Annotated in this window: 29 protein-coding genes; 18 read left to right on the top strand and 11 right to left on the bottom strand. The window is 60.3% G+C overall.

Translation table 11 applies throughout. The features are described 5' to 3' along the window. Nucleotides 1–130 precede the first annotated feature (130 nt). The 6 genes from I8E17_RS09485 to I8E17_RS09460 all read left to right on the top strand — a co-directional run bounded on the left by I8E17_RS09485 (nucleotide 131) and on the right by I8E17_RS09460 (nucleotide 4,546). The gene (locus I8E17_RS09485) at nucleotides 131–724 is read left to right on the top strand and encodes a LysE family translocator (RefSeq protein WP_069612477.1); all 594 of its coding nucleotides are present in this window, start codon (nucleotides 131–133) and stop codon (nucleotides 722–724) included. A gap of 23 nt (nucleotides 725–747) precedes the next feature. Next, nucleotides 748–1,392: a nitrile hydratase subunit alpha gene (gene nthA / locus I8E17_RS09480; RefSeq protein WP_069612476.1), complete on the top strand. Its 645-nt coding sequence runs from the start codon at nucleotides 748–750 to the stop codon at nucleotides 1,390–1,392. Continuing rightward, on the top strand, nucleotides 1,389–2,048 hold the full coding sequence (gene nthB / locus I8E17_RS09475; protein WP_069612475.1) for a nitrile hydratase subunit beta: 660 nt from the start codon (nucleotides 1,389–1,391) through the stop codon (nucleotides 2,046–2,048). The genes nthA and nthB overlap by 4 nt, the downstream gene beginning before the upstream one ends. Continuing rightward, nucleotides 2,035–2,412 (top strand): nitrile hydratase accessory protein, encoded by a 378-nt coding sequence (locus tag I8E17_RS09470; protein WP_069612474.1) that lies wholly within the window; start codon nucleotides 2,035–2,037, stop codon nucleotides 2,410–2,412. The genes nthB and I8E17_RS09470 overlap by 14 nt, the downstream gene beginning before the upstream one ends. A 66-nt stretch (nucleotides 2,413–2,478) precedes the next feature. After that, nucleotides 2,479–3,606 (top strand): ATP-dependent RecD-like DNA helicase, encoded by a 1,128-nt coding sequence (locus I8E17_RS09465; RefSeq protein WP_069612473.1) that lies wholly within the window; start codon nucleotides 2,479–2,481, stop codon nucleotides 3,604–3,606. Nucleotides 3,607–3,793: 187 nt separating this feature from the next. Beyond that, entirely contained in the window at nucleotides 3,794–4,546 is a 753-nt protein-coding gene (locus I8E17_RS09460) for a pyridoxine 5'-phosphate synthase (protein WP_069612472.1), read from the top strand. A 249-nt stretch (nucleotides 4,547–4,795) separates the two neighbouring features. On the opposite strand, the gene I8E17_RS09455 is transcribed toward I8E17_RS09460, so the two are convergent. Next, nucleotides 4,796–5,683: an SDR family oxidoreductase gene (locus tag I8E17_RS09455; RefSeq protein ID WP_069612471.1), complete on the bottom strand. Its 888-nt coding sequence runs from the start codon at nucleotides 5,681–5,683 to the stop codon at nucleotides 4,796–4,798. Nucleotides 5,684–5,820: 137 nt separating this feature from the next. On the opposite strand from I8E17_RS09455, the gene I8E17_RS09450 reads away from it, so the two are divergent. Both I8E17_RS09450 and I8E17_RS09445 read left to right on the top strand, forming a co-directional pair. Then, nucleotides 5,821–6,237, top strand: coding sequence for a helix-turn-helix domain-containing protein (locus tag I8E17_RS09450; RefSeq protein WP_069612470.1), 417 nt, complete (start codon nucleotides 5,821–5,823; stop codon nucleotides 6,235–6,237). 10 nt (nucleotides 6,238–6,247) lie between these two features. Continuing rightward, nucleotides 6,248–7,495, top strand: a complete 1,248-nt coding sequence (locus tag I8E17_RS09445) for an NAD(P)/FAD-dependent oxidoreductase (protein ID WP_113366038.1) — start codon at nucleotides 6,248–6,250, stop codon at nucleotides 7,493–7,495. A gap of 90 nt (nucleotides 7,496–7,585) precedes the next feature. Here the strand turns inward: I8E17_RS09445 and I8E17_RS09440 are convergent, their stop codons facing one another. From I8E17_RS09440 to I8E17_RS09420, 5 genes are all read right to left on the bottom strand, one after another. After that, on the bottom strand, nucleotides 7,586–8,812 hold the full coding sequence (locus tag I8E17_RS09440; protein WP_069612468.1) for an MFS transporter: 1,227 nt from the start codon (nucleotides 8,810–8,812) through the stop codon (nucleotides 7,586–7,588). A gap of 53 nt (nucleotides 8,813–8,865) precedes the next feature. Next, nucleotides 8,866–9,483, bottom strand: a complete 618-nt coding sequence (locus I8E17_RS09435) for a TetR/AcrR family transcriptional regulator (RefSeq protein ID WP_069612467.1) — start codon at nucleotides 9,481–9,483, stop codon at nucleotides 8,866–8,868. An 87-nt stretch (nucleotides 9,484–9,570) separates the two neighbouring features. Further along, nucleotides 9,571–10,077 carry a GNAT family N-acetyltransferase gene (locus I8E17_RS09430; RefSeq protein WP_113366040.1) on the bottom strand — a complete coding sequence of 169 codons (507 nt, stop codon included), beginning with the start codon at nucleotides 10,075–10,077 and terminating at the stop codon, nucleotides 9,571–9,573. A gap of 85 nt (nucleotides 10,078–10,162) precedes the next feature. Continuing rightward, on the bottom strand, nucleotides 10,163–11,092 hold the full coding sequence (locus tag I8E17_RS09425) for a bifunctional helix-turn-helix transcriptional regulator/GNAT family N-acetyltransferase (protein ID WP_069612465.1): 930 nt from the start codon (nucleotides 11,090–11,092) through the stop codon (nucleotides 10,163–10,165). A 71-nt stretch (nucleotides 11,093–11,163) separates the two neighbouring features. Continuing rightward, nucleotides 11,164–11,883 carry an aspartate/glutamate racemase family protein gene (locus tag I8E17_RS09420; protein ID WP_069612464.1) on the bottom strand — a complete coding sequence of 240 codons (720 nt, stop codon included), beginning with the start codon at nucleotides 11,881–11,883 and terminating at the stop codon, nucleotides 11,164–11,166. A gap of 161 nt (nucleotides 11,884–12,044) precedes the next feature. On the opposite strand from I8E17_RS09420, the gene I8E17_RS09415 reads away from it, so the two are divergent. Together I8E17_RS09415 and I8E17_RS09410 are read left to right on the top strand one after the other, a co-directional pair. Continuing rightward, entirely contained in the window at nucleotides 12,045–12,509 is a 465-nt protein-coding gene (locus I8E17_RS09415) for an Lrp/AsnC family transcriptional regulator (RefSeq protein WP_069612463.1), read from the top strand. A gap of 110 nt (nucleotides 12,510–12,619) precedes the next feature. Continuing rightward, entirely contained in the window at nucleotides 12,620–13,882 is a 1,263-nt protein-coding gene (locus I8E17_RS09410) for an NAD(P)/FAD-dependent oxidoreductase (RefSeq protein ID WP_069612462.1), read from the top strand. 39 nt (nucleotides 13,883–13,921) lie between these two features. Here the strand turns inward: I8E17_RS09410 and I8E17_RS09405 are convergent, their stop codons facing one another. Beyond that, the gene (locus I8E17_RS09405) at nucleotides 13,922–14,965 is read right to left on the bottom strand and encodes an NAD(P)-dependent alcohol dehydrogenase (RefSeq protein ID WP_069612461.1); all 1,044 of its coding nucleotides are present in this window, start codon (nucleotides 14,963–14,965) and stop codon (nucleotides 13,922–13,924) included. A gap of 201 nt (nucleotides 14,966–15,166) precedes the next feature. On the opposite strand from I8E17_RS09405, the gene I8E17_RS09400 reads away from it, so the two are divergent. The 3 genes from I8E17_RS09400 (at nucleotide 15,167) to ilvC (ending at nucleotide 17,990) form a co-directional block, all read left to right on the top strand. Next, nucleotides 15,167–16,078, top strand: coding sequence for an AraC family transcriptional regulator (locus tag I8E17_RS09400; protein WP_069612825.1), 912 nt, complete (start codon nucleotides 15,167–15,169; stop codon nucleotides 16,076–16,078). 199 nt (nucleotides 16,079–16,277) lie between these two features. After that, nucleotides 16,278–16,928 (top strand): TetR/AcrR family transcriptional regulator C-terminal domain-containing protein, encoded by a 651-nt coding sequence (locus I8E17_RS09395; protein ID WP_069612824.1) that lies wholly within the window; start codon nucleotides 16,278–16,280, stop codon nucleotides 16,926–16,928. A 42-nt stretch (nucleotides 16,929–16,970) separates the two neighbouring features. Beyond that, on the top strand, nucleotides 16,971–17,990 hold the full coding sequence (gene ilvC / locus I8E17_RS09390) for a ketol-acid reductoisomerase (protein WP_069612460.1): 1,020 nt from the start codon (nucleotides 16,971–16,973) through the stop codon (nucleotides 17,988–17,990). Between the two features lie 49 nt (nucleotides 17,991–18,039). Here the strand turns inward: ilvC and I8E17_RS09385 are convergent, their stop codons facing one another. The 3 genes from I8E17_RS09385 to I8E17_RS09375 are packed head-to-tail and all read right to left on the bottom strand — an operon-like array spanning nucleotide 18,040 to nucleotide 19,269. Next, nucleotides 18,040–18,627, bottom strand: a complete 588-nt coding sequence (locus I8E17_RS09385) for a class I SAM-dependent methyltransferase (RefSeq protein WP_069612459.1) — start codon at nucleotides 18,625–18,627, stop codon at nucleotides 18,040–18,042. A gap of 55 nt (nucleotides 18,628–18,682) precedes the next feature. Next, complete coding sequence (locus I8E17_RS09380; protein ID WP_069612458.1) at nucleotides 18,683–19,060, bottom strand: type II toxin-antitoxin system VapC family toxin; 378 nt, start codon at nucleotides 19,058–19,060, stop codon at nucleotides 18,683–18,685. Beyond that, nucleotides 19,060–19,269, bottom strand: a complete 210-nt coding sequence (locus I8E17_RS09375) for an AbrB/MazE/SpoVT family DNA-binding domain-containing protein (protein WP_112721102.1) — start codon at nucleotides 19,267–19,269, stop codon at nucleotides 19,060–19,062. The genes I8E17_RS09380 and I8E17_RS09375 overlap by 1 nt, the downstream gene beginning before the upstream one ends. A gap of 219 nt (nucleotides 19,270–19,488) precedes the next feature. Between I8E17_RS09375 and I8E17_RS09370 the strand changes: the two genes are divergently transcribed. Together I8E17_RS09370 and I8E17_RS09365 are read left to right on the top strand one after the other, a co-directional pair. Then, nucleotides 19,489–20,718 carry a PLP-dependent aminotransferase family protein gene (locus I8E17_RS09370; RefSeq protein WP_069612456.1) on the top strand — a complete coding sequence of 410 codons (1,230 nt, stop codon included), beginning with the start codon at nucleotides 19,489–19,491 and terminating at the stop codon, nucleotides 20,716–20,718. A 304-nt stretch (nucleotides 20,719–21,022) separates the two neighbouring features. Further along, on the top strand, nucleotides 21,023–21,952 hold the full coding sequence (locus I8E17_RS09365; RefSeq protein WP_112723452.1) for an IS110 family transposase: 930 nt from the start codon (nucleotides 21,023–21,025) through the stop codon (nucleotides 21,950–21,952). 41 nt (nucleotides 21,953–21,993) lie between these two features. Here I8E17_RS09365 and I8E17_RS09360 read toward each other — a convergent pair whose 3' ends face one another. Further along, nucleotides 21,994–23,052, bottom strand: a complete 1,059-nt coding sequence (locus tag I8E17_RS09360; RefSeq protein WP_069613194.1) for an aldo/keto reductase — start codon at nucleotides 23,050–23,052, stop codon at nucleotides 21,994–21,996. A 172-nt stretch (nucleotides 23,053–23,224) separates the two neighbouring features. On the opposite strand from I8E17_RS09360, the gene I8E17_RS09355 reads away from it, so the two are divergent. From I8E17_RS09355 to I8E17_RS09345, 3 genes are read left to right on the top strand one after another with little or no spacing between them, the layout of a single operon-like run. Continuing rightward, on the top strand, nucleotides 23,225–24,205 hold the full coding sequence (locus tag I8E17_RS09355; RefSeq protein WP_069613193.1) for an ABC transporter substrate-binding protein: 981 nt from the start codon (nucleotides 23,225–23,227) through the stop codon (nucleotides 24,203–24,205). A 17-nt stretch (nucleotides 24,206–24,222) separates the two neighbouring features. Beyond that, the gene (locus I8E17_RS09350) at nucleotides 24,223–25,917 is read left to right on the top strand and encodes an iron ABC transporter permease (protein WP_069613192.1); all 1,695 of its coding nucleotides are present in this window, start codon (nucleotides 24,223–24,225) and stop codon (nucleotides 25,915–25,917) included. Continuing rightward, nucleotides 25,905–26,936 carry an ABC transporter ATP-binding protein gene (locus I8E17_RS09345; RefSeq protein ID WP_069613191.1) on the top strand — a complete coding sequence of 344 codons (1,032 nt, stop codon included), beginning with the start codon at nucleotides 25,905–25,907 and terminating at the stop codon, nucleotides 26,934–26,936. The genes I8E17_RS09350 and I8E17_RS09345 overlap by 13 nt, the downstream gene beginning before the upstream one ends. The last annotated feature ends 61 nt before the right edge of the window (nucleotides 26,937–26,997 follow it).

Genomic DNA, 26,997 nt, shown 5'->3' with positions numbered 1-26,997 from the left:
GACAATCATCCTATGGCTTTCGTATGGCCGGCGAACTAATGTCGCACCGTCATGCGCCGTCGCATTTTTGCGCGCGCGAAAAAGAATTTTGGATGCCGCCTTGTCACGATACGGTGTCCTGGGAGGCATCATGGCGCTGGATACATTTCTGGCTCTTCTACTTTTTGCATTCACGACCTCGATCACGCCCGGACCGAACAACATGATGTTGTTTACTTCCGGTGTGAACTTCGGTTTCCGGCGCACCATTCCACACATGCTCGGCATCGGCGTCGGCTTTTTTGTGCTGCTGATTGCAGTGGGATTGGGGTTGGGTGCGCTTCTGCACACGGTACCCGTGCTTTACACCGCACTTAAATTCGCCGGCGGGGCCTATCTCGTCTGGATTGCCTGGAAGATTGGCACCTCGCGCAGTCTGAGCGAGGCGGAAAGCGATGCGAAGCCGATGAGTTTCATCAGTGCTGCTGCGTTCCAATGGGTCAATCCCAAGGCGTGGGTGATGGCTGTCACCGCTATGGCCACTTACACCAACGAGCAGCTCTATCTCTTCACGGTCCTTGTCGTCGGATTCGCATTTGCCGCTGTGAACGTCCCGAGCGTATCGACCTGGGCCGGCTTTGGCTCCGTCCTGCGCGAATGGCTCTCCGATCCCATCAGGCTGAAATGGTTCAATATAACCATGGCCGTTCTGCTGGTACTCAGTCTCTGGCCGATGTTAAAGTAGGTGCAAAGAGAGAGGAGACGGCCATGTCCCACGACCACTCGCATGATGATGACGATCATCATCACCATCACCACGACAACCACTATTCGGACATGCAGGCGCGCGTTAAGGCGCTGGAGACGCTGCTGACCGAAAAGGGGCTGATCGACCCGGCGGCGATTGACCGCATCGTCGAGACCTACGAGACGAAGGTCGGGCCGCGCAATGGGGCGCAGGTGGTGGCGAAAGCCTGGAGCGACCCCGACTTTGCCGATTGGCTGCGGCGTGACGCGACGGCGGCGATTGCGAGCCTCGGTTTTACAGGCCGCCAGGGCGAGCATATGCGTGCGGTGTTCAATACGCCGGAAACGCATAACCTGATCGTCTGCACGCTTTGCTCTTGCTATCCGTGGGCCGTACTCGGGCTGCCACCGGTCTGGTATAAGGCACCGGCTTATCGCTCCCGCGCGGTGATCGATCCGCGTGGCGTGCTTGCCGAATTCGGCCTGACATTGCCGCAGGAGACGAAGATCCGCGTCTGGGATTCGACGGCCGAACTTCGCTACCTGGTAATCCCCGAGCGGCCGGCCGGTTCCGAAGGCATGGACGAGGCGGCGCTGGCGGATCTCGTCAGCCGCGACGCCATGATCGGCACGGCGGTCGCGAGAATGCCGGAGGCCGCGCTATGAACGGGCCGCACGATCTCGGCGGCCAGATGGGTTTTGGCCCGGTCGCCCCGGAACAAAACGAGCCCATTTTCCATGCCGAATGGGAAAAGCGCGCGCTTGGCATCACTCTTTCCTGCGGCGCCTTCGGTGCATGGACCATCGACGAAAGCCGGCATGCGCGCGAAAACATTCCGCCGGCGAGCTATCTCGGCGCCAGCTATTATGAGATCTGGACTCGCGCCGTCGATATGCTGCTGGAGCGGCATGGTTTTGCGACGGCCGAGGAGTTGCGCAGCGGTCACTCGCTCGAACAGGGCAGGGTGCCGAAGCGGGTTCTGACGGCTGAAATGGTCGATGGTGTCTTGGCCAAGGGCGGCCCCTGCGACCGGCCGGTCGATACCACTCCGCTTTTTGCCGTCGGCGATCATGTGCGGACGAAGAACTTCAACCCGACCGGCCACACAAGGTTACCGCGCTATGCCCGCGCAAAGACGGGTGTCATCGAAGCGGTGCAGGGCTCCTTCGTCTTCCCCGACGACAATGCCCATGGCCGGGGCGAAAATCCGCAATGGGTCTATACGGTCGTCTTCGATGGCGCCGAGATCTGGGGCGAGGGCGCCGATCCCTCGTTGACCGTTTCGATCGATGCCTGGGAGAGCTATCTTGAGCGCGGGTGAGATCGCATCGCCTCTGGCGCAATCGCCGGGGTTGCCGAAGTCCGCAGATGGCGAACCGGTCTTTCCGGAGCCTTGGGCGGCAGAGGCTTTCGCAATGACCGTTCATCTGCATGAAAAGGGCCTGTTTGCCTGGAGCGAATGGGCCGAGCGGCTGTCGGCCGAATTGCATAAGCCCGGCCGCGCGATTGACGGTAGCGACTATTTCGATTGCTGGGTGGCGGCTCTGTCAGGGCTGCTGGTGGCCAAGGGTGTGGCCGATGCGGATGCTATTTTGGCTCTGCAGCACAGCTGGCAACGTGCGGCCGAGGCAACGCCGCATGGCAAGCCGATCGCGCTCGAAAACGATCCTCAATACGCGACATAAGCGCGTGGCGGCGGCGATGGCTTTTTACCGCTTGCTTCCGTCAACCGAATCCTGCCAAGTCGAACCATGCAATTCGCGCCGCAACAAGATGAAGCGCTCAAGGCCGTCGCAAACTGGCTGAAAGAGGGGCGCTCGCCGTTGTTTCGCCTGTTCGGCTATGCCGGTACGGGCAAGACGACGCTTGCGCGGCATTTCGCCGAGCATGTGGACGGCGAAGTGCTGTTTGCTGCCTTTACCGGCAAGGCGGCGCAGGTGCTGCGCTCACGCGGCGCTTCGAACGCCAAGACCATTCATTCGCTGATCTACCGGCCGCGCGGCGAGGAAGCCGTCGAGGACGAAGAGACAGGCAAGACATCGATTGCCCCGATGTTCACGATCAACCGTCAGAGCCCGGTTGCCAAGGCCGCGCTGATCATCGTCGACGAATGCTCGATGGTGGATGAAGCGCTCGGCAAGGATCTGATGAGTTTTGGCACCCCCATTCTCGTGCTCGGTGACCCCGGCCAGCTTCCGCCGGTTTCGGGGGGCGGTTTCTTCACGAACGAGGAGCCGGATTACCTGCTGACGGATATTCACCGTCAGGCACGCGACAATCCGATCATCCAGCTCGCCATGCAGGTGCGTGAGGGCAGGGAAATCATGCATGGCGACTATGGCACCGCACAGGTGATCTCGAAGAACGAGGTTACGCAGCCACTGGTGCTGGAGGCCGATCAGGTGCTTGTCGGCACCAACAGGACGCGCCGGCGCTACAATCAGCGTCTGCGCGAGCTCAAGGGTTTTACGGCCGATTATCCGCAATCCGGCGACAAGCTGGTCTGCCTGCGCAACGATCCCGCCAAGGGGCTGCTCAACGGCTCGCTCTGGCAGGTCATGACGTCTTCCCGGGAAACGACGAAGCCGGGCATCAATCTGCTGGTGCGTCCGGAAGATGACGACATGGATCGCGGTGCAGCGAAGATCAAGCTCTTGAAGCAGGCCTTCGAGGATGTCGAGGGCGAGATCCCGTGGTCGACGCGCAAGCGCTATGACGAATTCGATTACGGCTATGCGCTGACCGTACATAAGGCCCAGGGTTCGCAGTGGAACAATGTCGTGCTGTTCGATGAGAGCTGGGCATTTCGCGATACGCGGGAGCGTTGGCTCTACACGGCGATCACCCGTGCCGCCGAGACGCTGACGATCGTTCGTTAGAACGGTACCGGAGCGATCGAGAACCACCAAAAGCAACCCTTCATTGGCGTGTCACCGCATGGGGATGCGCACCTGAAGCGCCCATCAAAGTTTTACATGGGTTGATGTCGGAATCTCGTTGGTTTTGCTGCGCATAATGGCATAAAACGGCAGCTGTCATCCGCTTTGAAAATCAGGGATTTCGATCATGCCCGCCAAGCTTTCCGTGAACCTCAACGCCATCGCGATGCTGCGCAACCGGCGTGATCTTCCCTGGCCGAGCGTCACGGGCTTGGGCCGTATCGCGCTTGCCGCCGGCGCCAGCGGTCTGACTGTTCATCCGCGTCCCGATCAGCGGCATGTCCGCTTTTCCGATCTGCCCGATATCCGCGCGCTGATCGATGATGAGTTTCCGGAAGCGGAATTCAATATCGAAGGCTATCCGAGCGACGAGTTCTTCGATCTCTGTGCTTCGGCGGAACCTGAACAAGTGACGCTCGTGCCCGATGATCCCTCTCAGGCAACCTCGGATCACGGCTGGGATTTTCGCAAGAACCGTGAGCTGCTGGCCGAGGTCGTCGCCAAATACAAGACGATCGGCTGCCGTGTCTCACTATTTGCCGATGGCGATGGTGATGCCGAGGCAGTGAAGATCGCCAGGGAAGTGGGCGCCGACCGCATTGAGCTTTATACCGGCCCTTACGGTGGCTGCTACGACGATCCGCAGAAGGCTGCCGTCATCCTCGAGGCGCTCGGCAAAACCGCCGATGCAGCCTTTGCCAATGGCCTTGATGTCAATGCCGGTCACGACCTGACAGTCGCCAACCTGCCGGCGCTGTTGAAGCGCATCCCGAAGCTTGCGGAGACTTCGATTGGTCATGGGCTGACTGCCGACGCGCTGGAATATGGCATGGCCGAAACAGTGCGGCGTTTTCGCCGGGCTTGCGGTCAGGCGGTTTGAGGGGAATAGTTCCGGGGCTAGTCAGGCAAGTTTGTTGTTTTTGTCGTGCCTTTCTTGATTTGCCCCTTATCTTAGCCTCCTCCCCGCAAGCGGGGAGAAGGGGCGACAGAGCAAAACGGTGACTGCGTCACCCATTCAGAGTTTGTGAACATGAAAACGCCCTCGCCCCGCTTGCGGGGAGAGGGCCGGGTTAGGGGCCTTGCTTGAAGTCTCGGCAGAGAGACTCGCATGATCGCCGTCAAACTAAATTCAGCCAGCCAACGCTGCTTTGTGCTCTTCGAAGAAGCTGCGCAGCGTCTGCGGCTCCTTGCCGGTCAGCTTGTTGAAGTCGTTGGTGAGGATGTCGAATTTGCCGGCGCGGGTGTTGGCATCGGCAGAGACGAGCATGTCGACGACGAATTTCGGCAGGCCGGCGCCGGCAAGACCGGCGGCGAACTGTTCGTCCGTGACTTGCACAACCTCAAGCGAACGGCCGGTGATCCGGCTGACGACGCTTGCGACGTCCTCGATGGTGACGGCGGTCGAGCCCGTCAGCGTGTAGGTGGCGCTTTCCGTGCTGTCGGAAGTCAGGGCGGCGGCGATGGCGAGTGCGCAATCTTCGCGGCTGATGTTGCTGATCCGGCCGCCGCCGGTTGCTGTATACCATTTGCCGGTTTCGAGGCTGTGCGGCAGGCCCATCAGGTAGTTGTCGAAGTACCAGGCGTCGCGCAGGATCGTGTAGCCGATGCCGCTTGCCTTGATGGCGTTTTCCGTGCCGAGGTGATCGGGCGCAAAGCTGACGAGCGAGCCTTCCGGCGCCGGCATGGAGGTGTAGAGAATGTGCTTCACACCGGCCTTCTTCGCGGCTTCGACGGCAGCCGTGTGTTGCTTCAGGCGCAGGCCGGGTACGGCGAGCGCATCAGTGCTGATGATCAGCAGGCGATCGACGCCCGCGAAGGCGGCAGGCAGGCCAGCGGCATCATCGAAGTCGGCCTTGCGGGTGACGACGCCCTTGGCGGCGAGATCGGCAAGTTTTTCGGGGCTGCGCGTGGCGGCAATGATGCGGCCGGGAGCAACCTTGTATGTCTCCAGCAGGTGATGGATGACGCGCTGACCAAGCTTACCGGCGGCGCCGGTGACGAGAAGAGTGCTGCTCATATGTTTTCCCTTGTTGGACCGCCGCACATTCGCAGGGTCTTGTTGCTCTCAAAAAGAGACTAGCACTAGAATAGGAATTGACTTCATGGTGTAAAGGAGGCAGTTTTTCGGCTCCAAGTTACCAAAAGGGAACCGGCATGGCAGCCAGCGCCGTCGTCAATCTGCGCAGCAAGGATCCGCCGCTGCGCGACTTCGATCTCAGCAATCTTGATTTCGGCAATTGTCCGGTGCGGGATCTGATTTCGCAGATCGGCGGAAAATGGTCAGTGCTGCTGTTGGAAACGCTGGCCAAGCGGCCGTATCGTTTCGGCGAATTGCGCCGGCTGGTGCCCGATATTTCCCAGCGCATGCTGACGCAGACGCTGCGTGACCTGCAGCGCGACGGCTATATCGACCGGGAGGTTTTTCCCACCAAGCCGCCAAGCGTCGAATATCGCATGACTGACCTTGGCCATTCGCTGTACGAGCCGCTGGCGCATCTCCTGAATTGGGCGGAAGCCAATCACGAGGCCGTCAAGGCCGCTCGCGCCCGTTTCGATCAATCGCCGGACTGAGCCGCCCATCGTGAAGCCTTTGAAGATTGCTATCGTCGGCGCCGGACCTGCCGGTCTTGCCGCCTCTCTCTTTCTCACTCGTGCTGGTCATACGACCGATATTATTGAACGGTTCGATAGTCCGGCTCCCGTCGGCTCGGCGCTGATGCTGCAGCCGACCGGATTGACCGTGCTGGAGTCGCTTGGGCTCGGTCCCGCAATCCATGCCGCTGGAAATCGCATCGATCGATTGTTCGGCATGGAAGCCGCCCGCGGCCGCATCGTCCTCGATGTGCGCTACAACGCGCTGCCCGGTGGACGCTACGGGCTTGGCGTTCATCGTGCGGCCCTGTTCGATACGCTTTACGACGAAGTCTCCGCACGGCGACATCCGATCCTTACGGGACAGCGTGTTATCGGTGTGATGGAAGAGGGCGGTGAAAGCTATCTCTCCGTCGAAGGCGGTGAGCGGCTGGGACCCTATGATCTCGTCATCGACGCCAGTGGTGCGCGTTCGGAACTGGTCGCGGACTCGCCCGTTGCGCCGCGTGCCCGCAATCTCGTTTACGGCGCTTTCTGGGCGACGCTCGACTGCCCGGAGGGGCTGGTGGACGAGGCGGCGCTGACGCAGCGTTATGACAAGGCCAGCGTGATGATCGGCGTCTTGCCGATCGGCAGCAGAAGGCCGCATTTGCCGAAGCAGGCGGCTCTGTTCTGGAGCCTGAAAGTCGCGGATGCCGATGAGGTGCGCAAGCGTGGGCTTGAGTGCTGGAAGCAGACGATCCGCGGCTACTGGCCGGAATGCGAGCCCTTGCTGGAGCAGATTACAGACTGGGATCAGTTGACGCTCGCACGCTACGCCCATCGCACTGTGATGACGCCCTATAGCGGGCGGACCGTCTTCGTCGGCGATGCAGCGCATTCCACCAGTCCGCAGCTGGGGCAGGGTGCCAATATGGCGTTGCTCGATGTCGCGGCTCTGGCGCATGCTCTGGCAGGACATGAAACGATTGAAGCCGCTCTTGCTGCCTATGCCAAGGCGCGGCGGATTCATGTGCGGCTGTTCCAGCTGCTTTCTGCCGCCTTCACGCCTTTTTATCAATCGGACTCGGCAGCATTGGCCTGGATCAGGGACCGGCTGGTTGCCACCATCGCCAAGGTGCCGCCGGCGCCGCAGATCCTGGCGGGCATCGTTTCCGGCACGCTGGTCGATCCGTTCCACGGCGCCGGCTTGCGGGAATGTGACTGGCTGCGGCTGGCTCTACCGCAGCCATCGTAATCATTTCTTGCGCTCGAGCCTTTCCGCTTTTCTCCGAATAGCGAAAAGGCTCTATCCCTTTATTTCCAAGCAATTCCGGACGGAAAACCGCTACGCACTTTTCCTGGAATTGCTCTCGGTCAGGAAGGCAAGCAGCGCAATGACCGGGAAGGTGACGCCGATCCAGGAGGCCATGCTCCAGCCCCCGGTCGCATAGGCCCAGCCGCCAAGCGCCGAACCGAGGGCGCCTCCGGCGAAGAAGGTCGCCATATAGAGGCCGTTGAGACGGCTGCGATGTTCGGCGCTGAGCGCAAAAATGGCGCGTTGGCCGAGCACGAGGTTCGTCTGGACGCCGAAGTCCAGCATGATCCCTGACAGCGTCAGGGTGATGAGTGCCAGCAACGAGCCGCTGCCGGAAAAATGGCCGATCAGGACGGCGATGATGGCAATCGTCAGAGCGAAGGCGGTGGCAAGCTTCGTCCAGCCGCGATCGGCAACACGTCCGGCAATCGGCGAGGCGACTGCGCCCGCCGCGCCGGCAAGCGCGAAAAGGGCGATACCATTTTGCGTCAGACCGAAGGCAGGGCTTGCCAGCAGCAGCGGTGTCGTCGTCCAGAACAGGCTGAAGGCGCCGAACATGCAGGCCTGGTACAGCGCACGACGCTGCAGGACCGGTGTGCGAAGCGCGAGGTGGCCCATGGAGGACAGGAGCTGCCCATAATGCAGCCTCGTATGGGGCACGCGGGTCGGCAGAACAAGGCGCAGGATGACGATCAGCCCGATCATGACGCCGGCCGAGATGATATAGACGGCGTGCCAGGAGAGAAGCTCAGACAGGAAGCTCGCAGCCGGGCGGGCGAGCATGATGCCGACGAGCAGGCCGCTCATGACATTGCCGACCACAGCGCCGCGGCTGGCGTCCGGCGCCATATGGGCGGCGAAAGGGACAAGGACCTGCACCGCGACGGATGCCAGGCCGATGCATAGCGAAGCGAGCAGAAACAGCGATGGCGAGGAGGCAAAAGCGGCGCCTATGAGCGCGATGGCGGATAGCGCGACCAGCGTCAGTACCAGTTTCCGGTTTTCGAGAAGGTCGCCGAGCGGCACGATCAGCAACAGGCCGAGGCCGTAGCCGATCTGCGTCAGGGTGACTATAAGCCCGGTCGCCGCCGGGCTGAAGCCGAGTGATTGGCTGATCGGGCCGGCGAGCGGCTGGCCGTAATAGAGATTGGCGGCTACCAACCCGCAGGCGGCGGCGAACATGAATGTGAGAAGCGGCGAAATGGTCTTTTCGGGGAGCGGCGTGCTCTCCCGTAGGGCAGCGGCAGTTGCGGGCATGTTTCGTCCTCGATGCGGGCAGGGAAGCGTGTTCCCCGAAATTTCGATGGAAATCAGTTCAGCAGTTTCATGGCCGTTTCGGTGACGGCGAGCATATGTTCGGCCTTGCGGCCGGTCTTGCCGATCACGCGCATGCCCTTCGTCAGGGCAAGCAGAGCGCAGGCGGTACTTTCCGGATCGACGTGCTTTGGCACGGAGCCATCCTCTTGTCCGAGATGGATCAGATTGAGAATGCGCCTTTCGTCGAAATCGAAGGCGACGCCGACGCGACCGGCAACTTCTTGGTCGAAAAGCGCAAGCTCTGTCGCGCTTCCAACCACGAGGCAGCCGCGGCGGCCGATCTCGCCGCACGAGGCCTCCGCGAAGAACCTCAGCAAAGTCCGCAGCTTTTCATGAGCATTCGGCGCCTCGGCAAGCGCGTCGTCGATAAGTTGCTGACGGACTTGGCGATACCGGTTGAAAGCGGCGAGAAAGACGCCGCGCTTGTCGCCGAAAGCCTTGTAGACGCTACCGGCTGTCAGGCCCATTGCCTCGGTCAACTCGCTGATCGAGGCTGCATAATAGCCGCGCTCGGAAAAGACGCGCAGTGCTTCATCGAGCGCGGAATCCATGTCGAATTCACGCGGGCGTCCACGAAGCTTCGGTGCGGTATCGAGAGTGTCTATCGTCATGGCACTCTTTTAGGAAATGATCGTTTCCAAATCAAGCGATTTTTGCGTCGCAGCAAGACATTGCGAGAATGGCGGCGGCTGGTTTCGTTATTCGTGGAAAAACGCCATATGGATCGCGTCTTTATAACGTCCGTCTATGCGGACGGAATTGCGTGCGAGGCCCTCGCGGACGAAGCCGACTTTTTCGTAGAGCGCGATGGCCCTGTCATTATCGGCATGGACGCTGAGTTCGATGCGTTCTATTTCTGCATCACGCGCGGCGCGCAGCGTTGCCTCTAACAATCGACGCCCCAATCCCCGGCCGCGATAAGCGGGGATGATGCCCATACCGAGCCTGCCGGCGTGGGCATGGGAAGGAAAGGCATGACGGCTGATGTCGCACCAGCCGACCACTTTCCCATCGGCTAAGGCGACGAATTGCGGATTGCCCTTTTCGATCATACCAAGCAGGAAAATGCGCGTTTCTTCCAAGGGAAAGGCTTCGAGCAGCGACAGATATTCCCGCTCGCGCGCGACCGTATCAAGCGCCTTGTGAAAGCCTTCGATGTGTTCGGCTGATATGGGTACTATCCGGATTTCGGTGTCAATGGTCATGGAAACAGCTCGATGCAAATAAGGGATGTATCGAGGATATGGTTCAACTAAGCGCCTGTCTATCCAAGTGTCTTCCCACGGACATTTACAGATCGAGCACCCAAGTCTGACCGTTCAATTCCGGGCCGAACATCCGATGTCTTTCCTCCGCCGCAAGCTTGAAGCCCGCCTTGATGTAAATCGCCCGCGCCGTATCAAGAATATCGTTGGTCCAGAGCGAGAGTGTTCTGTAGCCGGCGTCGCGCGAGAAGCGGATGCATTCATCGACCAGCAGTTTGCCGAGGCCGAGGCCACGCGCGGCCTTGTCGACATAGAGCAGTCTCAGCTTCGCGATGCCGTCGCCGCCATCGGTAATCATCACGGAGCCCACGTTCAGGCCGCTTCGCTCGGCAATCCAGCATCGGTCCTTCTGCGGATTGAAATTGGACAGGAATTTACCGGCGACTTCGGCCACCAATCCCTCGAAGCGGTCGTCCCAGCCGAATTCTTCGGTGTAAAAACGTGCCTGACTTTGCACGATCCAGCCAATGTCCCCCGCTCGATGGTTGCGGATGATGGCGGGTGGTTTACTCGTTTCACCGGCACCGAGCGTGTCCTGGATCGTCCGCATTGCCGCCACGATACGCTCTGGTTCTCCGATCGCGAGCTTTTCGAAATATCCGGCGATCTGCGCGCGTGAGCGGCGGACGAATTCTTCGAATTGCGCCTGTCCCTTATCGGTGACCTTTATGATCTGGCTGCGCGCATCGGTCGGATCGGGTGTCGTTTCGACCAGCCCATCCTCGCGGAAGCGCTTGACGATACGGCTGAGATAGGCGGGGTCGAGATGGAGATCGCGCGTCAGCGCCGAAGCGGCGACACCGCCGCGGAAGCCGACTTCGAACAGCACGCGTACATCCGTGAGCGTATAGGGGCTGTCAAGATAGGCCTTGTTCAGGACGCCGAGAAAATTCGTGTAGAAGCGGTTGAAGTCGCGAACGGCATCGATGGTCGCGAATTCGGCAGCAGGACTCATGGCATCGTCTCCTCAGATACAAGAGACGATGTTGGTTATTTATTGGACTCAGTCAAGTAAATTGATTGGACTCAGGCGGCGCAGCTGCTGCGAGCTTTTTCGTTCGCGAGAGCAAAATCCACAGCCGCTTCCGCATGGATGGTCGTCGTATCGAAGCCCGGCAGGATCAGCGCCTTCGGATCGAGGATGAGGCAGATCTCGGTGCAGCCGAGAATAACGCTGTCGGCGCCTTCGGCCTTGGCGCGTTCGATGATTGCATTCAGTTTCCGGCGCGACTCGTCCTTAATGACGCCGGCGCAGAGTTCGTTGAAGATGATATCGTGCGTGACGGTGCGATCCTCGGAACCGGGGACCATGATGGAGACGCCGTTCTCAGCCATGCGCTCGGCGTAGAAGCCGTGTTCCATCGTGTAGCGCGTGGCGAGCAGCAGAGGCTTGACGCGGCCGGCGGCCTTCAAGGCCGCGGCGGTTTCATCGATGATATGAATAAGCGGTGCGGAAACGCGTTCGGCAACCTGGGGAGCGATCAGGTGCATGGTGTTGGTGCAGATGAGCACACATTCGGCACCGGCCGACTGCAGGCGCTGCGCGGCGTCGCCGAGACGGTCGGCGGCATCGTTCCAACGCCCGGCCTTTTGCAGGGCGACGATTTCCTCGAAGTTGACGGAGTACATGACCAGTTCAGCCGAGGAGAGGCCGCCCAGCCGCTCGCGGACCATTTCGTTGATCAGGCGATAATAAACTGCAGAACTCTCGAAACTCATACCGCCGATCAGGCCAATGGTGCGCATAATGCTGTTCTCCGCTCGTGGATTTTGAATGGAGGAATAGTGCGGTGATTCATCCGCCGTATGTTTGCGTTTTTTGAAGCTTATCAGGATTTCTCTGCAAGTGTTTGCGCATTTGTCGATTTATGTGCAAAATAACGGCGCGTATAGAGGGGGTGCCGCACATGCTGGACGAACGTGACCGAAAGATTCTCGAAGTTCTGCAGGCGGATGCCGGCATCTCCGTCACCGAACTTGCCGATCGTGTTGCCCTGTCGGTGTCGGCCTGTTCGCGCCGCATACAGCGGCTTGAGGAGAGCGGGCATATAGCTCGGCGCATCGTTGTGCTCGACCGCGAAAAAATGGGAGTGCCGACCACGGTCTATGCGATGATCAAGACGGCGCATCACGCCGATGAATGGATCGAATCCTTCCGCAGGGTTATCGGTGATATCCCCGAAATCGTCGAGGCGCATCGGCTGACAGGTAACTACGATTATATCCTCAAGATCGTTCTGCCGCGTGTCGAGCATTACGATGTCATCTACAAGCAGCTCGTGCGCAAGGTCGAGCTCTTCGATGTATCCGCATCGATCTCGATGGAGGAACTTAAAAGCGGCGCCTCCGTTCCTGTCGGGTATGCGCAATAGGCGCCTTGCCATATCGTAGCCGTGCAGAGGTGCCATGCGTAAAAGACGGTTGCTGCATATCCTTCTCAACCCTACGTTTTTGAGCAGGCTTAATCGCGAGGTGTTGCCATATGCAGGATCATCATGTTGTTGTGGTCGGAGGTGGTTTTGGCGGGGTCCAGCTCGCCAACGATCTGAAGGGTGCCCCCGTCCGAATCACGATGATCGATCGGCGCAATCATCACCTCTTTCAGCCACTCCTCTATCAGGTCGCGACCACTCTGCTTGCGACTTCCGAGATCGCGTGGCCGATCCGCAATTTTTTCCGCGATCGGCCTGAAGTGACGACGCTACTTGCCGAGGTCGTCGGCATCGATAGCACGGCGCATGAGGTGCTTCTGAAGAATGGCCAAAAGGTCCATTACGACACGCTGGTACTGGCGACCGGCGCCACCCATGCCTATTTCGGCCATGACGAGTGGGAGCCGGTGGCGCCGGGATTGAAGACGCTGGAGGATGCCACCACCATCCGACGACGCCTATTGCTGGCCTTCGAGCAGGCGGAAATGGAAACCGACCCCGCCGTCCGCGAGGCACTGTTGACCTTCGTGATCGTCGGCGCGGGTCCCACCGGCGTCGAGCTCGCCGGTATCATCTCCGAGCTGGCAAGGACGACGCTACCGAAGGAGTTCCGCAACATCGACACCCGCAAGGCGAAGATCATCCTCGTTGAGGCCGGCCCAAGGGTGTTGCCCGCTTTTGCACAAGAGCTCTCCGACTATGCGCACAAGGAGCTGGAACTGCTGGGTGTCGATGTTCGCTTCGGCAGACCGGTCACCTCATGCACGGCGGAAGGCGTGACGATCGGCGACGCGTTTGTGCCATGCCGCACCATCGTCTGGGCGGCGGGCGTCGAGGCGTCGCCGGCGGCGAAATGGCTTGGCATTCCAGCCGATCGTGCCGGCCGCGCCATCGTCGACAAGGATCTGAGGGCGCCGGGCAAAGACGATGTTTTCGTCATCGGCGATACGGCAGCCGTCATGCGGGACGATGGCAGCCCAGTGCCGGGGATCGCTCCCGCGGCAAAACAGCAGGGCTCTTACGTTGCCAGGGTGATCAAGGCGAAGCTAACCGGCCGACCGGCGCCGAGGCCTTTCCACTATCGCCATCAAGGCAGCCTTGCGACGATCGGAAAAAGTGCCGCGATCATCGATTTCGGCTGGATCAAGCTTAAGGGCTGGCTCGCCTGGTGGGTGTGGGGACTTGCCCATATCTATTTCCTGATCGGCGTGCGCTGGCGCATCGCGGTCGCCTGGAGTTGGCTATGGATCTATCTCAGCCGGCAGCACAGCGCCCGCCTGATCACGCAGAAGGAAACGATGCGCGAAGAATAAGGAAGGGCGGCGTCCGGATCGGACGCCGCCCTTTTCAGCTTATGCCAGCGAGGCGATGTCGATCACGAAGCGATAGCGGACATCGCTCTTCAGCACGCGCTCGTAAGCTTCGTTGATGTCCTGGATGCTGATCTTCTCGATTTCCGAAACGATATTGTGCTCGCCGCAGAAGTCGAGCATTTCCTGGGTTTCCTTGATCGAGCCGATCATGGAGCCGGAAAGGCTGCGGCGGCCCGGAATGAGCGAGAAGGCATGAACCGGAACGGCATGTTCGGGAACGCCGAGCAACACCATGCTGCCGTCATACTTCAACAGGTTGAGATATGCATTCCAGTCGATGGCGGTTCCGACCGTATTGAGGATAAGGTCGAAGCTGCCGGCGAGCTTGGTGAAGGTCTCGGCATCGCTGGTCGCATAATAATGGTCGGCGCCGAGCTTGAGGCCATCTTCCTTCTTCGACAGCGTCTGGCTCAAGACGGTCACGTCGGCGCCCATGGCGTGGGCCAGCTTCACGCCCATGTGGCCGAGGCCGCCCATGCCGACGATGGCGACCTTCTTGCCCGGTCCGGCCTTCCAGTGGCGCAGCGGCGAATAGAGCGTGATGCCGGCGCACAGCAGCGGAGCACCTGCGTCGAGCGGAATGTTGTCGGGGAAGGAGAGGACATAGCCTTCCTTGACGACGATCGAGTCGGAATAACCACCGTAAGTCGGTGTCTCGCCGTCGGCCTCGACGTCGTTGTAGGTCTGAACGAGGCCCGGCATGTAATGTTCGTAATCCAGGTCGCGCGTGGCGCAGGTCGTGCAGGAATCGACGAAGCAGCCCACGCCGACGCGGTCGCCGACCTTGAACTTTGTGACCTCGGAACCGACGGCGGTCACGATGCCGGCGACTTCGTGGCCGGGCACCATCGGATATTTCGAGCCGCCCCATTCATTGCGGGCCTGGTGAATGTCGGAATGGCAGACGCCGCAATATTTGACGGAGATGACGACGTCGTCCGCATTCGGATCGCGGCGTTCGAAGGTGAACGGCGTGAGCGGCTTGGACGCGTCGGTGGCGGCATAACCCTTTGCGATAGGCATGGGAGATTTCCTTATCTTTTCGGATGGGTGGGGAGTAGAATTTGGATGGCCCACCATGCATCAGGATCGGGCCGCAGCGTTAGAGCGATCCTGCAAGCTTTATATACGATCCTGCGAATCTAAATGCGCGGTGGATCTTTCGCCATCGAATGGTGTTATCTAGATAAGCATCGATATCTGCTCAAAAACAGTTGGTTGCGCATGACACTGCCTTTCAATCCCAATCAGGAACTCGCATCGATCGTTGCACGTTTCGCTCCGGTGGACGGCGAACACCGCACGCCGATAGGCAGTCTTAATCTCTATCGGCAGTCGGCCGCGACCGTGTGGCAGCATGGGGCTTACCGGCCCTGTTTTGCGATCGTGGTGCAGGGACGCAAGCATCTGACAATCGGCGCCGAGACCTATAATTACGGTGTCGGCGAGTATATTTTGACGGCGCTCGACCTGCCGGTATCGACGCAGGTCACCAATGTCGGCAGCGACACGCCTTATCTTTGCTTCGGCATGGCGCTCGACAGCGAACGCCTGAAGGAGCTGCTGTCGCGCGTCAGCATTCCGCGTCAGGCACTGACTGCCGAGCCAGTGCGCGGAATTGCGGTCAATGCGGCCTCACCGGAACTGCTCGATGCCTCGCTGCGCCTGCTTCGATTGCTTGATCGGCCCGAAGATATTCCGGCCATGGCGCCTTTGATCGAGCAGGAAATCCTCTATCGCCTACTGACTGGCCCGAATGGACCTCGGCTGCTGCAGATCGCAATGGCAGAGAGCCAGACCAACCGGGTGGCGCGTGCCGTCGCCTGGCTCCGCAACAACTATACACAGCCGTTGCGCATTGACGAACTCGCCGAGCGTGTCGGCATGAGCGTTTCCTCGCTGCATCACCATTTCAAGACAGTTACGGCCTTATCGCCGATGCAGTATCAAAAGCAGCTTCGGCTGCATGAGGCGCGGCGGCTGATGATCGTCGAACAGCTCGACGTCGGATCGGCCGGCCACCGCGTCGGCTATCAGAGCCCCTCGCAGTTCAGCCGGGAATACAGCCGCCTTTACGGCCTGCCGCCACTGAAGGATGTCGAGGCCATGCGCAATAGCGTTGTCGCGGCCGAGTAGGCGATGTTTCCGACCAATCATTTGCGTCAAGTTCTCTTGATCGACTGGCCGGCTCGCGGCAGCTGCCACCTTTTAGGAGCCTGACTCGCACTCTCTTTTTAACGCAGTGCAGCAACGAATTCCGCTTGACGACGGCATTGGTGTCCTGCATAAAGCGCCACGAACCGTACCGTACGGTACGCATTTGGGAGTGGCCATCGTGCTGAGCGAAGTAGGACAGTCGAGCGAGTTTTCGCCGCGCCAGAACGCCGTTCTGGAACAGGCGCTGCGTCTGCTTGTCGACGGCGGCGAGAAGGCGCTGACGACCTCGGGTGTCGCGCGCGCCGCCAATTGCTCCAAGGAGAGTTTATATAAATGGTTTGGTGACCGCGACGGCCTGCTGTCTGCGATGATCACCTACCAGGCCAGCAAGGTTCGCACCTTCGAGCGCAATGGCGAACGGCTGAATACGGCAAGCCTGCATGACCATCTCGTCATTTTCGCCCGCGATCTGCTCGAGGTTCTGGCCGGCGACGTTTCACTTGCGTTGAACCGTCTGGCGATCGGCCAGTCGAACCGCGACGGCTCGAAGCTCGGAAAGCTGCTCCTGGAGCGCGGACGCCGGCAGATCGACCGCCGCGCCATCGGTCTCATCGATGCCGGCAAGCGGGCAGGGCTGCTACGCTTTACCGATGCGGACGAGGCATATCACACGCTTTATGGGCTCATCGTCTCCGATTTGCATGTGCGCATGCTGCTCGGTGAGCCCGGTTTGAAGGACACGAGCCGTCAGGCTGAGAAAGCGGTCACTGCTTTCCTCCGGCTTTACGGCACGGAAAAGGTATTGGCGGAAGCGGCAGCGACCGTCTGAGACTTAGAAGTTTACCCAGACAAGCAAAGGGAAGGACAAACAATGCGCGTCTATTACGATCGTGATGCCGATCTCAACCTCATCAAGTCGAAGAAGGTCGCCGTCATCGGCTATGGTTCTCAGGGCCGCGCGCACGCGCTGAACCTGAAGGACAGCGGCGCACAGAACGTTGTGATCGCGCTCAAGGCCGGTTCCCCGACCGTCAAGAAGGCCGAAGCCGACGGCTTCAAGGTCATGACCGTTGCCGAAGCTGCCGCCTGGGCCGACCTGATGATGATGGCGACCCCGGACGAGCTGCAGGCTGACATCTACAAGTCCGAAATCGCTCCGAACATCCGTGACGGCGCGGCCATTGCTTTCGCCCATGGTCTCAACGTTCACTTCGGCCTCATCGAGCCGAAGGCTTCGGTCGACGTCGTCATGATCGCTCCGAAGGGCCCGGGCCACACGGTTCGCGGTGAATACCAGAAGGGCGGCGGCGTTCCCTGCCTCGTTGCCGTTCACCAGAACGCTTCCGGCAATGCCCTTGAACTCGCGCTCTCCTACGCCTGCGGCGTCGGCGGCGGCCGTTCGGGCATCATCGAAACCAACTTCCGCGAAGAGTGCGAAACCGACCTCTTCGGCGAACAGGTCGTTCTCTGCGGTGGCCTCGTCGAGCTCATCCGCGCCGGCTTCGAAACGCTGGTTGAAGCCGGCTACGCTCCGGAAATGGCCTATTTCGAGTGCCTGCACGAAGTGAAGCTGATCGTCGACCTCATCTATGAAGGCGGCATTGCCAACATGAACTACTCGATCTCGAACACGGCCGAGTGGGGCGAATACGTCACCGGTCCGCGCATCATCACCGAAGAAACCAAGGCTGAGATGAAGCGCGTCCTCAAGGACATCCAGACCGGCAAGTTCACCTCCGAGTGGATGCAGGAATACCGCTCGGGTGCTGCCCGCTTCAAGGGTATCCGCCGCAACAACGACAGCCACCAGATCGAAGAAGTCGGCGCCAAGCTGCGCGGCATGATGCCCTGGATCGGCAAGAACAAGCTGGTCGACAAGTCGGTCAACTAAGCTTTCGGCGAGAGTCGGATTGGGGGCCGGGGCGAAAGCTCCGGCCTTTCTATTTATGGGCCGCGACGTAGAGCCATCTTGTCGGCTCGCCATCGAAGCCCCCACCATCGGCTTCGGTCATGGCGATGTTCTTCCACCCTCCGACGCTCAGCATATCCCGAATCCATGAGGCCGACGGATAGTTGTAATAGCGTCCGAACTTGTCATGCCCTTCCGCTTCTCCTGCCTTGAAGCTGGCGTGGAAGATGCCGCCCGATTTCAAGGCGCGCAAAATGCGATCGAAGATATCCGGCAGGGCGGATCGCGGAACATGCAGGAGGCTGGCCTCCGCCCATATTCCGTCGAAGATTTCGGTGGCATCCAAGTCTTCGAAACGCATGACTCGAACGGGCTTGCCAAGACGTTTTTCCGCTTCTCTCGCAAGCTGTGCTGAACGGTCCGTGGGCGTAACGTCGAAGCCGTGCGAGAACATATAGGCGGCATCCTGGCCAGCGCCGCAACCCAGTTCGAGGATGGCTGCGCCCGCGGGCAGGGTAGCCAGAAAGGCATCCAGCCTCTGTCTCGGCAGCTTGCGTTCACGCGCGGCGTAGATGGCGGCATTGTCGGTGTAGAAGGACGCTGTCGGATCGGTGCTCATGCTGGTTGGCGCCTTTTTCGAGATGTATCGCGTTTAAGCGAAAAAGGACAAATATCTATTGTGCTTTGCCAAAATAGACCACGCGATCCAGGTCCTTGAAATGGGCGTCCAGCGTCAGAACGTCGGCGTCGTGCTGTTCGGCCGTGGCGTAGATGATCGCGTCGGCGAGTGCGAGTTTGTGTTTCGCCGAGACTTCGGCGGCGCGGCGGGCGAGGGCGGTATCGAGGGGAGCGACGATGCAGGTGGCGGTGTAAGCGAAAAAAGAATCGACTGCGTCCTCATCGCGCTCGCGCTCCAGCCATTTGGCAAGTTCGAGCTGGACGATGGTAGGGACGATGCATTCGGTTCGCGCAGGCATTTCGCCCTGGAGCCGCTCTGCAGCCGGACCTTGGGTTAGCCATTCGATCCACGCCGAGCTATCAACGACGCGCATCAGAACCGGTCTTTCCGGTCGCGGTAATTGCCGGGGTTGGCACCCTTCGCCATGCCCTTGAGGTCGGCAAGTTCGGGTACGGGGATAAGCAGCACGCCCTTGCCCTTGGGAATGAAGATGAACTCCTGACCCGCAGTCCAGTGCTGCTGGTCGCGAACTTCTTTCGGGATCGATATCTGAAATTTCGAGGAGAGGGTTGCTGTGGCCATTCTTACGTTTTTCCGATCGATGGATTGAGCGTAAGAATAGCACCCAGAGAGAGAAATGTGTAGGTCATTTCAGACGCGATCTAGCATCGATGACCGGCAAGGCTGCGATCGTTTCGAGAGTTGTTTGTCACCATCACAAACAAAATAGGTCAGCATTATTGACTTATCTTTTGTTGCGTGATCTTGTGTCAGAAAGATCAAAAATTACGAGGAAGCCCCATGTTGAATTGGGAAAATATCTTTGCGACGCGCTCGAGCCGTATGCGCGCCTCTGAAATCCGCGAGCTGCTGAAACTCTTGGAGCGGCCGGATATCATCTCATTTGCCGGCGGCATTCCCGATCCGGCCTTGTTTCCGGATGCCGAATTCAAGCAGGCCTATGCCGACATCTTTTCCGGCCCGACTGTCAATGCAGCGCTGCAATATTCGGTCAGCGAGGGCTACAAGCCGCTGCGTGAATGGCTGGTCGGCCAGATGGGCGCGCTCGGCATTCCCTGTGAGCTTGAAAACGTCTTCATCGTTTCCGGCTCGCAGCAGGGCCTCGATTATCTCGGCAAGCTCTTCCTGTCGCCGAAGGATACGGCGCTGGTGACAGCGCCGACCTATCTCGGCGGGCTGCAGGCCTTCAATGCCTATGAGCCGACCTACGACCAGCTGACGCCGAATGGCAATCGCACGCCGGACTCCTATCGCGCCGCGGCTTCACAGGCCGGCGGCAGGGTGAAATTTGTCTATCTCTCGGCCGATTTTGCCAACCCGACGGGCGAGACGGTCGATCTCTCCGGTCGCGAGAAGCTGCTCGACCTCGCCGAAGAACTCGATATCGCCGTCATCGAAGACGCCGCCTATCAGTCGCTGCGCTATGACGGCGAGCCGGTTGCGCCGATCCTGGCCCTGGAAATCGCGCGCAAGGGCAGCATCAACGACACGCGCACGATCTATTGCGGCAGCTTCTCGAAGACGCTGGCGCCGGGCCTTCGCGTCGGCTTCATCGTCGCCAACGCACCTGTCATCCGCAAGCTCGTCCTGATGAAGCAGGCGGCAGACCTGCATTCATCGACCATCAACCAGATCGCGATCCATCAGGTCGCCGAGCGTGGGTTTGAAGCGCAGGTCGCCAAGATCCGCAAGGCCTATAGCCATCGCCGCGACTGCATGTTGGCCGCGCTTGCGAAATACATGCCTGACGGTACGAGTTGGACGAAGCCGCAAGGCGGCATGTTCGTCTGGATCACCCTGCCGAAGGGCATGGACGGCGCCAAGCTGCTTGCACGGTCTCTCGAAACGGCGAAGGTCGCCTTCGTGCCCGGTCAGGCATTCTTCGCCGACGGTTCTGGCGCGAACACCTTCCGTGTCAGCTTCTCCTGCGCCAATGACGAGATGATCGAAGAGGGTATCTCGCGGCTCGGCAAGCTAATTGCTGGCGAAATCGGGACAATGGCGGCCTAGTTTTTTACCTTCTCCCCTTGGGGAGAAGGTGGCCCAAAGGGTCGGATGAGGGGGCCAATTGCCGTGCCCCTGAGTCCTCGTAACCTCGGTATCCCCCTCATCCGCCTGTCGGCACCTTTGTAACTTCCCTTTATCCGCGATTGAGGCTGTAATGCCTGTTGCGGTGGCGGATGGAAGACCGATGCACCTTTGGGACACGAAGCCCGTGGGAGAGCGAGGGTCTTCATCCGCCGTTCCATTGAACCCGAACAGTCGCCAGGGCCGCTTGCGCAAGCAAAGCCCGCTTAGGCAAGGATGGGATCAGATGGAGAAGATTGTTGGCATCGATGTTTCGAAGGACCGGCTCGATGTGGCTGTCGCACCGCAGGGTGAGGTTTTTGCCGTCGGCAATGACCATGCCGGCATTGATGATCTGATTGTTCGGCTGAAAGCCATCGGCGCCGATGCGATCGCGCTTGAGGCGACAGGTGGTTTCGAGACCCTGGCGGTGGCCGGGCTGTCATCGGCGGGCTTGACGGTCCTCGTCGTCAATCCGGCGCAAGTGCGCGCCTATGCCCATGCCATTGGCCGCAGGGCCAAGACCGATCCGATCGATGCCGCCGTCATCGCTGCCTTCGTGCTGGCGACGAAGCCGGAGGTGCGGCCGTTACGCGATGCCGAGACCCAGGCTTTGTCCGAACTGGTGGCGCGCAGGCGCCAGATCGTGCAGATGATCGTGGCCGAAGAGAACCGGTTGCGCATGGTGCTGGCAAAGCAGGCGCAGAAAAGCGTCAAGCGCCTGCTTGCGGCCCTGCGCCGCGAGCTCGAAAGCCTTGATGCGGATCTCGACGATCATATCCGTAAATCACCGGTCTGGCGGGTGCGCGAGGCACTCTTGACCTCCGTGCCGGGCGTCGGGCCGACAACGGCGCGCACGCTGTTAGCCGAACTGCCGGAACTTGGCAGTCTCGACCGCCGCCAGATCGCCGCGCTGGCAGGCCTTGCGCCCTGGACGCGGCAATCGGGAAAATGGAAGGGCAAGAGCTTCATCGGCGGCGGCCGCGGCAAGGTGCGCGCCGTCCTCTTCATGGCAGCTCTCGTCGCCAGCCGTCATAACCCAGGCCTCAAGGCCTTCAGGGACAAGCTGGTCGCATCAGGCAAGCCGAAGATCGTCGCCATCGTCGCAACCATGCGAAAACTGATCACAATCCTCAACGCCATCATCCGAGACAACAAACCATGGCAAAACGCTTGACATCCAAGACAGTCGCTCTCCCCGAGGGGAGAAGGGGTTCGTCACTTCGCCAGATGTGGGCCGATCAGAGCCAGATCGGCCTCGCTCAGCCGATCGCTGGCGGTATTGCGCTGATGCCAATAAGGATACATCAGCGGCTGCAGGCTGACGTCGTCGAGGCTCTTGCGTTCCTCGGCCGTCAGCTTCAGCTCGGCGCTGGCAAGATTATCCTTGAACTGCGCCTTGGTGCGGCCGCCGATGATGACCGAGGTCACGCCCTTGCGGCCGATGAGCCAGGCAAGCGCCACCTGAGCGGCCGAAACGCCGCGACTGTCGGCTATCTCCACCAGCGTATCGACAATGTTCCATAGACGATTTTCATCCCGGATCGGCGGTTCCGTCCAGCCGGCGAACTGGCGCGTGCCCTCGGGCGTCGCCTGATTGCGGCGATGCTTGCCCGAGAGCAGGCCGCCGGCGATCGGACTCCAGACGAGAATTCCGAGGCCCTGGTCGATACTGATCGGTACCAGTTCGTTTTCCGCGTCGCGCGCTTCAAGCGTGTAATGAATCTGCTGGCTGACGAAGCGTTCGCGCTTGTCGCGCTCGCTCACGCCGAGTGCCTTCATGATGTGCCAGCCGGAAAAGTTCGAGCAGCCGATGTAGCGTACCTTGCCCTGGCGAACCAGGGTGTCGAGCGCTTCCATCGTCTCTTCCAGCGGCGTCTGGCCGTCCCACTCATGCAGCTGGTAGAGATCGATCACGTCGGTCTTCATGCGCTTCAGGCTTGCCTCGCAGGCCTGGATAAGATGCTGGCGGGATGAGCCGACATCGTTGACGCCGGGTCCCATCGGGAAGCGCGCTTTGGTGGCGATGAGCACGCCGTTCTTGCGCGGGCCACCGATGATCTCGCCGAGAATTTCCTCTGACGCGCCTTGCGAATAAACATCGGCCGTATCGAGCAGATTGACGCCGGCATCCACACACATGTCGACGAGCTTCTTTGCTTCCTTGACGCCGAGATCGCCAACGGTTTTTGCCCAGCCAACGCCACCGAAAGTCATGGTGCCCATAGTGACGGTGGAAACTTTGAGGCCGGAGCGGCCAAGCAAGCGATATTCCATAGATCTGTCCTCCTCGATCCCGTCTGAAATACGTGCCTCAGCAAATAGCGTCGGAGTGCCGCGGTCAAGATTCAATCATCATACGAACGGCAATCTATTCAAATTCAACTGTCACAATCATGTTAAGCCCTGCGTCTAGACAACCTCCTACAACCTAGCCGAGGACGTTTTCATGAAGACCTTTGTTTCCGCCTTTGCCGGCCTGTTGGCCATTGCCCTTTTCTCCGGCAGCGCCAACGCCGCCGATCTCGTCCTCTATACCAGCCAGCCGAATGCCGATGCGCAGGCGACCGTTGATGGCTTCATGGCCGCCAATCCTGGCATCAAGGTCGATTGGGTACGTGACGGCACGCCGCAGATCATCGCCAAGCTGCAGGCTGAAATGCAGGCCGGCGCTCCGGTTGCCGATGTCCTGTTGATCGCTGATACGGTAACGCTGGAGCGCCTCAAGGAAGCCGGCAAGCTGCTTGCCTACAAGTCGCCGGAAGCCAAGAACTACGATGCCTCGCTCTATGACACCGACGGCTATTATTATTCCACCAAGCTGATCACGACCGGCATCGTCTATAACACGGCCGCCGCGATGAAGCCGGCAAGCTGGCAGGATCTGGTGAAGCCCGAAGCAAAAGGCTTGGTTGCCATGCCGAGCCCGCTTGCCTCGGGCGCCGCCCTCATTCACGCCCAGACGCTTGCCGGCGTCGGCAGCCTCGGCTGGAATTACTACAAGAACCTCGCAGACAACGGCGCCATCGCGTCCGGCGGCAACGGCGCCGTACTGAAGTCCGTCGCTTCCGGCGAGAAGGCCTATGGCATGATCGTCGACTACATGCCGATTCGCGAAAAGGCCAAGGGCGCTCCGCTGGAGTTCGTCTTCCCGAAGGAAGGCGTTTCGGCCGTCACCGAGCCGGTCGGCATTCTTGCCGGCACGCAGCACGCCGACGCAGCCAAGAAGTTTGTCGATTACGTCCTCTCCGAAAAAGGCCAGGAAGGCTTCTTGAAGCTTGGGTATATTCCGGCCCGCAATGGCATGCCGCTGCCGCAAGGTTTTCCGGCACGTGACAGCATCAAGGTTTTGCCGTTGAATGCAGCCGATGCTCTCAAGAACACGGATCAGGACCTGAAGACCTTCTCCACCTACTTCAAGTCGAAGTAATCCGACCCGGATCTGGAATGTACTCACATGTGCGTCGGGGAAACAGCCAGCCGGCCTGGCTGTTTCCTTTTGTTGTTGCCGTCGTGCTGTTGCTCAGCGTCCTGCCGCTGGCGCGGCTGGCGTTCGTCGGCATCGAGGCGCTGCTCAAAGGCGGCACCTATGAACTCGTCACCGATCCCTCGCTCTGGCGCTCGGCCTGGTACACGATAGAGACAGCTGTGCTCGGCACCGTCGTTTCCGTCTTGCTCGGCTGCCTCTTCGCATTCCTGCTGACATTGACAGATTTGTCAGGGAGGGGATTGCTCGGTTTCCTCTTCGTGCTGCCGATGATGATCCCGCCGCAGGTGACGGCGCTCGCCTGGGTACAGATGTCAGGACCGTCGAGTCCCTTGCTGAAAGCGCTGCATATCGCGCCGCCGCTCGGCTCGCCGCAGCCGCTCTATTCCGTCGGCGGCATCGCGCTGCTCTATGGCGTTCAGCATGCGCCGCTTGTTTATCTCGCGTTGCGCGCTGGCCTGATGGCGCTGCCGCGTGACGGTGTCGAGGCCGCGAGGCTTTCGGGCGCGTCCGGCCTGCGTGTCTTCCGCGATATCATTCTGCCATTGTCTCTGCCCGGTGTCATTGCGGGAGCCGCGATCGCCTTCGTCTCGTCCATCGGCAATTTCGGCATTCCCGCGATCCTCGGCATTCCCGCGTCGATCTACACTCTGTCGACGCTGATCTTCACCAAGTTTTCCAGTTTCGGGCCGCGCACCTTCGGCGATATTGCCGTGCTGTCGACGATGATCGCCGTCATTGCGGTTGCCGGGCTTGCTGTGCAGGGCAGGGCCTTGAAGGGGCGCGACTATCGCGTCATCGGCATTTCCGGCGCCACAGCCGCCTTTTCGCTCGGTCGCTGGCGCTATCTGGCGCTGCCGGCGCTCTGTGCCATTCTCTTCGTCATGCTTGTTGCGCCTTTCCTGGCCCTGGTGGCCGGTGCGCTGGTGCCGGCCTATGGCGTGCCGCTGACCTTCAAGACCGCATCGCTCAACGCCTTCACAGAAATCCTGGTTCGGCAGAGCATAACGCGCACCGCCTTTTCCAATTCGCTGTTCCTCGCGGGCATGACAGCTTTTGGTCTCCTGCTGGTAACAGTGCTCACCGCCTATACACTGACGCGGCGCAAGGACGCGCTCAGCCGCATCGTCGGCGGCATGATCGAGATTCCCTATGCGCTTCCCGGCATCATCATCGCCGTCTGCTTCATTCTGGTGTTCGCAGCACCCTTGCCGATTCTCAACGTCACGCTTTACGGGACGATCTGGATCATCCTGCTTGCCTATTTCTCCGCCTATTTCGCCGTCAGTCTGAAGCCGGTCATGAGCGCCTTCTTGCAGCTCGATCCGGCGCTGGAGGAGGCAGCACGGCTTTCCGGCGCCGGCTTCTTTCGCCGCCTGACCGATATCATCGTGCCGCTGATCGCGCCGGCGGCGGGCGCGTCGGTGATCCTGGTCTTCCTTATCGCCTGCAACGAACTCACTGTTTCGGCGCTCCTGTGGTCCGCCGGCACCCAGACCCTCGGCGTCGTCATTTACAATCTCGACGATGGCGGCAGTGCCGATCTTGCCTCGGCCATGTCAGTCATCGTCATCGCCATGGTCGTCATCATGATGGTGCTTCTGGAAATCATGGCCAAGCGCCTGCCGAAGGGAGTGGTGCCTTGGCGAAGCTGATCCTCAATCACGTCAGCAAGGATTTCGGCACGGGCGGGCGTGCTGCTGTCAACGCCTTGTCGCTCGATGTCCGCGAGGGTGGCTTCCTGGCGCTTCTCGGCCCCTCGGGCTGCGGCAAGACCACCGTGCTTAGAATGATCGCCGGTTTCGAGCAGCCGACGGATGGCTCCATTCATCTCGGGGAGCGGTTGCTGGCGGATGCGGCGAGCATGTTGCCGCCTGAGCGGCGCAACATGGCGATGGTGTTCCAATCCTACGCGCTCTGGCCGCATATGAACGTATCAGACAATGTCGGCTATCCGCTGAAGGTGCGCGGCATTTCCGGCGAGCGCTACCGCGAGAAGGTGCGTAACGCCTTGGCGACGGTGCGTCTCGGCGACTATGCCGAACGCCGGCCCGCCGATCTCTCCGGCGGCCAGCGCCAGCGCGTGGCACTTGCTCGCTGCCTGGTGACATCGCCCGATGTCGTGCTGCTTGATGAACCGCTCGCCAATCTCGACCGTCACTTGAAGAAGGAGATGGAGGAGACGTTTCGCGAGTTTCACCAGCGCTCGGGTGCCACCATGGTTTATGTCACGCACGACCAGAGCGAAGCGATGGCGCTTGCGACCGATGTCGCCGTCATGTCCGAAGGGCGGTTGTTGCAGGTGGCGCCGCCGGCGGAGATCTATGCACGCCCTGAAGGCAAGATGGTCGGCGGCTTGGTCGGGCAGGGCGCCATTCTGTCGCTAGCGTTTTCCGATGGCGGTCCGCGCCGCATCGACTGGCCGTCCTTCCGAGGCCTGTGGGAGAATCAGACAAGCGGCTCGGCCAGTGCGGATATTCTCGTGCGGCCTGAAGACGTGGTTGCCGACGGGGAGGGCATTTCATGCCGCGTCGATTCCGTTCTCTATGAGGGCGAGCGCTATGCGCTAAGATTGTCTATGCCGGATGGGCAGGTGCTGCGTGCCTATAGCCGCGATGCCGTCACCGCTGGCGACGGCTATCGGGTCGCCATCCGCTCGGCTTGGCGGCTTTGATCGGGCAAGGGACAAGATGGTTGTTCCCTGTCGCCTCCTATGCTTGATTTGCTCCACGTCA

The sequence above is a fragment of the Rhizobium sp. AB2/73 genome, from assembly GCF_020871915.1.
Lineage (GTDB): Bacteria > Pseudomonadota > Alphaproteobacteria > Rhizobiales > Rhizobiaceae > Rhizobium > Rhizobium dioscoreae.
The sequence above is the reverse complement of the archived record's forward strand: the minus strand, read 5'-3'. Positions and strand labels throughout refer to the sequence as shown.